The 8,113-nt window shown below is 47.1% G+C and carries 7 protein-coding genes and 1 pseudogene; 3 read left to right on the top strand and 5 right to left on the bottom strand.

Annotated features, from left to right (window positions below; genetic code table 11):
- From PX636_RS08190 to rpsL, 5 genes are all read right to left on the bottom strand, one after another.
- A partial coding sequence (locus PX636_RS08190) for a 30S ribosomal protein S10 (protein ID WP_288116706.1) occupies window positions 1-138 on the bottom strand: 138 nt, incomplete at its 3' end.
- A 90-nt stretch (window positions 139-228) separates the two neighbouring features.
- A complete protein-coding gene (tuf, locus tag PX636_RS08185) occupies window positions 229-1,458 on the bottom strand; it encodes an elongation factor Tu (RefSeq protein WP_288116705.1) in 1,230 nt (409 codons plus the stop codon).
- Window positions 1,459-1,610: 152 nt separating this feature from the next.
- The gene (gene fusA / locus PX636_RS08180; RefSeq protein WP_004162842.1) at window positions 1,611-3,686 is read right to left on the bottom strand and encodes an elongation factor G; all 2,076 of its coding nucleotides are present in this window, start codon (window positions 3,684-3,686) and stop codon (window positions 1,611-1,613) included.
- A 131-nt stretch (window positions 3,687-3,817) separates the two neighbouring features.
- Window positions 3,818-4,288, bottom strand: a complete 471-nt coding sequence (rpsG, locus tag PX636_RS08175) for a 30S ribosomal protein S7 (RefSeq protein WP_002758831.1) — start codon at window positions 4,286-4,288, stop codon at window positions 3,818-3,820.
- 155 nt (window positions 4,289-4,443) lie between these two features.
- Window positions 4,444-4,827, bottom strand: coding sequence for a 30S ribosomal protein S12 (gene rpsL / locus PX636_RS08170; RefSeq protein WP_002740176.1), 384 nt, complete (start codon window positions 4,825-4,827; stop codon window positions 4,444-4,446).
- 422 nt (window positions 4,828-5,249) lie between these two features.
- Between rpsL and PX636_RS22625 the strand changes: the two are divergent.
- The 3 genes and pseudogenes from PX636_RS22625 to PX636_RS08160 all read left to right on the top strand — a co-directional run.
- Window positions 5,250-5,432, top strand: a pseudogene (locus PX636_RS22625) (killer suppression protein); the annotation flags it as partial.
- A complete protein-coding gene (locus PX636_RS08165) occupies window positions 5,428-6,591 on the top strand; it encodes a HigA family addiction module antitoxin (RefSeq protein WP_288116703.1) in 1,164 nt (387 codons plus the stop codon). The pseudogene PX636_RS22625 and the gene PX636_RS08165, both read left to right, overlap by 5 nt.
- 108 nt (window positions 6,592-6,699) lie before the next feature.
- Window positions 6,700-7,896: a DNA double-strand break repair nuclease NurA gene (locus PX636_RS08160; protein WP_288116702.1), complete on the top strand. Its 1,197-nt coding sequence runs from the start codon at window positions 6,700-6,702 to the stop codon at window positions 7,894-7,896.
- Window positions 7,897-8,113: the final 217 nt, after the last annotated feature.

Genomic DNA, 8,113 nt, shown 5'->3' with positions numbered 1-8,113 from the left:
CGGTAGGGGAATCGGTCCGATCGCTGTGGCGTTAGTTCTATTGGCAGTATCGACAATCTTCTCACAGGAAGTATCGAGTAGGCGGCGGTCAAAAGCTTTCAAACGAATGCGAATTTTCTGTTGTTGTAGCGTAGCCATAATTTCACCTATTGCAATTGTCAAGGTACAAAATAAAGACAGTAACGGAGCAGCTTTTAAATTCACTGCCCCGTTAATTAGTAGATTAGCCTACTTGATAATTTTCGAGATAACGCCAGAACCGATGGTGCGACCACCTTCGCGAATAGCGAAGCGCATACCCTGTTCAATAGCGATCGGGTTGATCAGTTCCACGGTCATTTTGATCCGGTCTCCCGGCATGACCATTTCTACAGTGCTGCCATCATCGGCGGTGTAGTCTTGGATAGTGCCAGTTACGTCAGTTGTCCGTACATAGAACTGAGGACGATAGTTTTTAAAGAAAGGAGTGTGACGACCACCCTCTTCTTTACTTAACACATACACCTCACCTTCAAACTGGGTGTGGGGTTTGATTGTACCCGGTTTAGCGATCACCATGCCGCGCTCGATGTCGGTTTTTTGGATACCACGCAGGAGGATACCAGCGTTGTCACCGGCCATCCCTTGGTCAAGACTTTTCTTGAACATTTCGATCCCGGTGACGGTGGTGGGGCGAGTTTCTCTGATCCCGACCAATTCCACGTTATCACCCACTTTCACAATACCGCGTTCGATCCGACCGGTAGCCACCGTCCCCCGACCAGTAATCGAGAATACGTCTTCTACCGCCATCAGGAAGGGTTTATCGATATCCCGTTCGGGGGTGGGGATATAGCTATCTACCGCTTCCATTAATTCATAAATTGCGTCCACCCACTCGTTATCGCCTTTTTGGGCCTTGGGGTTTTTGGTCATGTACTCGAGGGCTTCTTTCGCAGAACCGGCAATAATGGGGATATCGTCGCCAGCGAAGTCGTAATTGGTGAGAAGTTCGCGTACTTCCAGTTCTACGAGTTCCAGTAACTCCTCGTCGTCCACCATATCTTTTTTGTTGAGGAAGACCACGAGGTTAGGTACACCCACCTGACGAGCCAGCAGGATATGTTCCCGGGTTTGGGGCATCGGGCCATCGGCGGCCGAGACCACGAGAATACCACCGTCCATCTGTGCCGCACCGGTGATCATGTTTTTTACATAGTCCGCGTGGCCGGGGCAGTCCACGTGTGCATAGTGGCGACCGGCGGTTTCGTACTCAACGTGAGCGGTGTTGATGGTGATCCCGCGGGCTTTTTCTTCGGGAGCGGCATCGATTTCATCGTATTTTTTAGCTTGGGCATTACCCAGAGCCGCTAGGGTCATAGTGATAGCGGCGGTGAGGGTAGTTTTGCCGTGGTCAACGTGACCGATCGTACCGATGTTAACGTGGGGTTTCGTCCGTTCAAATTTAGCGCGTGCCATTTACTTTCTGTTCCTTTGTTTTTTTTCTTCTTCAGGTGGGTGAACAGTAATCAGTCACCAGAGATCAGTTTTAAGTTAGCAGTTATTAGGGTTGACCGCTCGAATTTAAATGATCGGTTTGTCTTTACTGCTCACCGGTCACTGGTCACTGATTAGCCGTTCCCTTTACTTTTGGCGATAATCGCCTCGGCCACGTTGCGGGGGACTTCTTCGTAATGGCTAAATTCCATGGTGAAGATGCCCCGTCCCTGGGTTTTGGAGCGAATATCAGTGGCGTAACCAAACATTTCCGCTAAGGGAACTTTAGCGGAGACTTTGGCGATGCCGGCCTCGGTTTCTTGACCTTCGATTTGTCCCCGACGGGAGTTAAGATCACCGATGACGTTACCGATGAAGTCTTCGGGTACTTCCACCTCGACCTTCATCATCGGTTCTAGGAGAACGGGGGTAGCTTTCATCACCGCTTCCTTAATCGCCATGGAACCGGCAATCTTAAAGGCCATCTCGGAGGAGTCCACATCGTGGAAAGAACCATCTACAAGGGTTGCTTTCAGGTCGATGACGGGATAACCCGCTACAATCCCCGATTCGCAAGCTTCTTTCATCCCTTGTTCTGACGGACTGATGTATTCTTTGGGGATAGCACCACCGACAATTTTGGAGACGAAGACAAAGCCTGACCCCGGTTCACCCGGTTCGAGTTCGATGACGACGTGGCCGTACTGCCCTTTACCACCACTTTGACGGATAAATTTACCCTCAGCGCGCACGGGTTTCCGCACAGTTTCCCGATAGGCCACCTGGGGAGCGCCCACCGTCGCTTCGACTTTGTATTCCCGGAGCATTCGATCGACGAGAATTTCCAGGTGCAGTTCTCCCATCCCGGCGATTACCGTTTGATTGGTTTCGGGATCAACTTTGACCCGGAAGGTGGGATCTTCATCGGAGAGAGCTTGCAGAGCTTTGCTGAGTTTCTCGATGTCCTGTTTGGTTTTCGGTTCCACCGCCACGGAGATAACCGGTTCGGGGATAAAAAGGGATTCTAGAATAATCGGGTTCTTATCATCACAGAGGGTATCCCCGGTAATGGTGTTTTTCAGTCCGATCGCCGCTCCCAGATCACCGGCGCGCAGTTCATCCACTTCGATCCGTTCGTTGGATTTGAGGACGATCAGGCGAGCGATCCGTTCTTTGGTTCCTTTGGTGGAGTTGTAGGCGTAGCTGCCTTTAGCTAGTACACCGGAATAGACCCGTAGGAAGGTTAAACGACCGAAGGGATCGGCCATGATTTTGAAGGCGAGGGCCGAGAAGGGCGCATCGTCCTTAGCCTCCCGGATTGCCTCGCTGCCATCGGGAAGAATCCCTTTAACGGCGGCTACTTCCGAGGGTGAGGGTAGGTAATCGACGACGGCATCGAGGAGCAGTTGTACCCCTTTGTTTTTGAAAGCCGAGCCGCAGAGGACGGGAACAATTGTACCAGCAATCGTCCCTTCTCTGAGACCGCGTTTGATTTCGGCTTCGGTGAGTTCTTCACCTTCTAGATATTTTTCTAGGAGTTCTTCATCAGCTTCCGCTACAGCCTCCACCAGCTGCACGCGGAATTCTTCGGCCTTTTTCAATAAGTCTTCGGGAATGTCGGTTTCTTCTATGTCTTTCCCTAGATCGTCCTTATATATATAGGCGCGCATCTTGACGAGATCAACGATCCCGCTCAGTTCGCTTTCCGCGCCGATCGGCATTTGGATGGGAACGGCGTTAGTTCTGAGGCGATCTCTTAATTGTTCGTAAACTTTGAAGAAGTTCGCTCCCGTTCTGTCCATTTTGTTGATAAAGGCAATCCGGGGTACTTTGTACCGATCGGCTTGTCTCCAGACGGTTTCTGATTGGGGTTGTACACCACCAACAGAGCAGAAAACCGCTACCACTCCATCGAGTACCCGCATGGAACGTTCCACTTCAATGGTGAAATCGACGTGGCCGGGGGTGTCAATGATGTTGATGCGATGATCTTGCCAACTGGTACTGATGGCGGCGGCGGTGATGGTGATTCCTCGCTCCCGTTCCTGTTCCATCCAGTCGGTAATTGCCGTTCCGTCGTGGACTTCGCCCAGTTTATGAGCGACTCCCGTGTAGAACAGGATTCTTTCTGTTGTCGTTGTTTTGCCCGCGTCTATATGAGCGGCGATTCCGATGTTTCGCACTCTCTCTAGCGGGATAGTCCGTGCCACAGCAACCTCCTTGCTTTGCTTGCCAGTGATGGGATTTTGTTCTAGGATTTTTTACACTATTTACAATTCTATACTTTTCTTGACAGTTTTTTGGCGGCAGCGGTGTAGTCCACCGCCCTTAAAGTATCTTTTTAGTAACGATAGTGGGCAAAGGCTTTGTTTGCCTCTGCCATCCGGTGGGTTTCTTCCCGTTTTTTGATCGTGCCGCCGGTTTCATTGGCCGCATCCATGATCTCGTTAGCTAGTTTACCTGCCATGGTTTTGCCGCCTCTAGTCCGAGCATAATGGACTAACCAGCGTAGTGCCAAGGTACTACCACGATTGCTCCGTACTTCCATCGGTACTTGATAGGTGGCTCCACCGACCCGGCGGGCTTTCACTTCCACTAGGGGAGTGGCGTTTTTAACGGCTTTTTCAAATACTTCTAGGGGTTCTTGGCCGGTACGTTCGCCGACGGTTTTCAGGGCATCGTAAACGATATTAGCGGCCAGGGATTTTTTGCCCGATCGCATGATCCGGCGGATGGTCATGCTGACTAAACAGCTATTGTAAACGGGATCGGGGGGAATAGGACGTTTTTTGACGTTTTTACGGCGAGACATCGGAATATTCCTGAATTTTCTAGGTTAACTTTAACTTTTGCTTGACAGTCGGATGATTACAGCCCATCTTAAACCCTCTCCTGCGAGTCTTCAGTCTCTTGGGTTAACTTTGACCGACTCGGTGGGAGTATTTTCTTGGTTAATCAATTCCCTGTTTATTTAGCGGCGGGTTTGGGGCGTTTGGTTCCGTACTTAGACCGCGCCTTTTGACGGTTTTTCACCCCAGTGGCATCGAGGGTGCCGCGAATGATGTGATATCTGACTCCGGGTAGATCTTTGACCCGACCGCCCCGAATCAGGACGACCGAGTGTTCTTGTAGGTTATGACCGATGCCCGGGATGTAGGCTGTCACCTCAAATCCAGAGGTCAAACGTACCCTAGCCACTTTCCGTAGGGCTGAGTTGGGTTTTTTCGGTGTGGTGGTATATACTCTTGTACAAACTCCCCGACGTTGGGGGCATTGTTTGAGGGCGGGAGATTTGGTTTTTCTTTTCGCTTTGGATCTTTCGTCGCGTATTAATTGCTGAATGGTGGGCATGATAGGGCTGTATCTAAGGTTACTCTGAACTCCTATTACCGAAGGTCAAATCGTTGACAAAAGGTCATTATAGCAAATTGTTGCTGTTGTTGTCAAGTCGCCTATTGTGCTTTTCTCCGGTTTAGATGTTAGAGATTGTCTTTTTCTTGGGCGGCTGCGGCACTCAATTCGGGCGTTATTAAGCGATAAAATTACAGCTTCGTTGTTTTGGCTTGATGGTGCAATTTTAGCGATAATTATCACCTGATTAATCGGCCAATGTCTGAAAAGCTGTCTCTAGCTAACCTCATTTTCAGAACTGGTGTCTAGAGTATTAGCTCTTAACGATATATTTAGAGCGTTTGTACTGGATGCAACCCAGGTGTGCTGCCATAAAATATTGTTAACCTTTGAGGTTAACAATATTACAAGGGTCAACTACAATGGATATTGTATTTAAGGAAAAAAAATTTGAGAACGAATGCAATAGCCAACGGCTCCTGAAAAAACAGTATGGAGAGAAGATGGCTAAGAAAATCAGGCAAAGACTCGACGACTTAAAAGCAGTTATTGTCCTGGAGGAAATGCGATCGCTGCCGGGACGTTGCCACGAATTGTTATATGACTAATACTATTGAGAACAGATATGCACCGGATTTTATTTCTCCACCGGGAGAAACCCTTGCCGAAATCCTAGAAGAAAGAAATATGTCTCAATCGGAACTGGCCCAACGCATGGGCAGACCGAGAAAGACTATCAATGAGATCATAAAAGGTAAAGCGGAGATTACTATCGATACCGCCTTACAGATAGAGTTAGTGTTAGGAACTCCCGCTCGTTTCTGGATAGAGCGCGAAAGACTTTATCGGGAATATTTAGCGAGAAAAAACGAGAATCAAAGATTAAAAGGTTATTTAGGCTGGTTAAAACAAATTCCTTATCGGCAGATGACTGAATTAGGCTGGCTCAAGTTTGATGAGGATAAAATAGAGCAATTACGAGAGAGCTTGAATTTTTTTGCCGTTGTCTCCCCTGAGCAATGGGAGGAGATTTGGGGGAGAAATTTATCGATTGATTTTAGAAAGTCTCAAGCATTTGATAGCGGTCAAGGGGCAATAACGGCATGGTTGCGTCAAGGAGAAATAGAAGCATCGAAAATTAATTGTGCTGATTACAACGAGTTGAAATTCAGAGATGCCTTGCGACAAATTCGTTCGTTAACTATTAAGTCTATCGAGGTATTTCAACCGCAAATGATCGAGCTTTGTGCGGCAGCGGGGGTTGCCTTAGCCTTTGTCCCTGAACTTCCGAAAACAAGGGTACACGGTGCTACCCGTTGGTTAGATTCTCACAGAGCTTTAATTCAATTGAGCGATCGATACAAAACAAATGATCATTTTTGGTTTTCTTTTTTTCATGAAGCTGGTCATATTTTATTACATGGGAAACGAACTTTATTTTTAGAGGGGCAAGATAAAGATATTCGAGATAAAATTAAAGAAAAAGAGGCGGATGTTTTTGCGGCTAATTTCTTAATTCCTCCCAGAGATTGGCAGAGATTTATCGCCAATAATTCTCTGAATAGAAAAGCTATTAATCAATTTGCCGAACAACTAGGAATACACCCTGGTATTATTGTTGGTAGAATGCAACATGAGCAAATTACTTCTTATCAAAACTATAATGATCTTAAGGAGAAATATTGTCTAAATACGCAAGATTCCTTTTTGGGATTGACGAGCGACTCCCCAAAAGGAAAACTTCCTATCTCACCATTAAGATAACTGCTGTAAGCGGAGATTACTAAGGATAAATTTGGCAATAATTGACAAAATTAGCATCAGAGAAACAAAATTGCGATAAAATCAAAAAAAGTCAGGGAGAGGACAGCTATGCTCGATCTTGCGAGATTAGCGGCAAAAATGCCAGGAATCAGTCAACATTTTCAACAGGAAGTGACAGCTAGTCGCGAGCGAGTGCAACGGGCTAAAATTCTTTTGGAACAAGCTCAACAGCAACAGGAAAAACTGCTAGAACTCTATCATAACTGGCACGATCGCCTAATTTTCTCTGTCGCGCTACCGATCGAACCTCTCGACACCCGCATTACTATCCTTCCCGCTCCCGAAAGTCATAGCGTTTTTGCCACGGATGGTTCCCAAATTGCCCCTTCTCACCACGAAATCGCCTACTGTTATCTAATTAACATCGGTAGGATTATGTTGCACTATGGTCAAAATTTGCACCCTCTCCTCGATAGCATTCCCGAAGTCTATTACAAATCAGAAGACCTCTACATTTCTAAACAGTGGGGTATTCGTGTGGATGAGTGGATGAGTTATCGTCGGACGGTATTAGAAAGCCAAATGTTAGCGGAAATGGCTACTCGTTGGGTAAAACCCCCCGGGGCCCATTATGAACCAAATTTAGCCCTCGTGGATGGTTCTTTGATCTATTGGTTTATCGATAGTCTCCCCCCAGAAGCAAAAGATTTAATTTTGCCACCGATTTTTCAGTCTTGGGACGATTTAAAATCAGCTAAAATCCCGCTTATGGGTTATATTAGTGCTTCTCGTAGCACGGAAGGCTTAAATTTCCTGCGTTTACAATCTTGTCCCCATGATACTCCCAATTGCTTGATCAATTGCGGTGATTTAGACCCAGAAAAAACCCCTTGTCGCGTTGTCGATCCTCTCCGGGATGCTTCTCTCTGGGGTTATTTATTGGAACCAGGGCAAAGAAGTCCTTTTTGGCGCAGTTCTTTGAAAATACTCGATCTTTATGGGGATGAACATCGCATTTACTTCTGTTATCTCCATGTGGGGACGGAAATCGCTAGGGTAGAGGTTCCTGCTTGGGTGGTGGAGGAGCGAGAATTACTCGATCGCTCTTTGAGTATTTTACTGGCCCAGGTGTTAAAAGGTTATGGTTATCCGATCGCCTTAGCGGAAGCGCACAATTTAGCAGTGATTAAAGGTGGCGATCGCTTGCGTTTTTTTGCTCTTTTGGAACAACAGATGATTAAAGTCGGTTTACAGGATGTGGGAACATCTTATAAGGAAGCGAGAAAGCGCAGTAGTATCGCTTAATTGAGGAGGCAGCAGATGGGGAGTGGTCACTGATAACTGCTAACTGCTAACTGATAACTGCTAACTGATAACTGGTCACTGATAACTGATAAGTAGGTGGGTGGAATTAAATATAAAATGAACGTAGGTTGGGTTGAAGCATGAAACCCAACGCCCGCATGGGTTACGCTACCGCTAACCCATCCTACAAATAATTGTGCCTACCTACTTAACTGGT

The organism is Microcystis sp. M53598_WE2, assembly GCF_030067735.1.
Taxonomy (GTDB): Bacteria; Cyanobacteriota; Cyanobacteriia; order Cyanobacteriales; family Microcystaceae; genus Microcystis; species Microcystis aeruginosa.
This window is presented reverse-complemented; position numbering and strand designations above follow the sequence as displayed.

What these genes read in the sequence shown, in the direction of transcription:
- tuf (WP_288116705.1), bottom strand. Translation starts at nt 1,458, where the DNA reads ATGGCACGCGCTAAATTTGAACGGACGAAACCCCACGTTAACATCGGT.
- rpsL (WP_002740176.1), bottom strand. Translation starts at nt 4,827, where the DNA reads ATGCCCACCATTCAGCAATTAATACGCGACGAAAGATCCAAAGCGAAA.
- PX636_RS08160 (WP_288116702.1), top strand. Translation starts at nt 6,700, where the DNA reads ATGCTCGATCTTGCGAGATTAGCGGCAAAAATGCCAGGAATCAGTCAA.
- rpsG (WP_002758831.1), bottom strand. Translation starts at nt 4,288, where the DNA reads ATGTCTCGCCGTAAAAACGTCAAAAAACGTCCTATTCCCCCCGATCCC.
- PX636_RS08165 (WP_288116703.1), top strand. Translation starts at nt 5,428, where the DNA reads ATGACTAATACTATTGAGAACAGATATGCACCGGATTTTATTTCTCCA.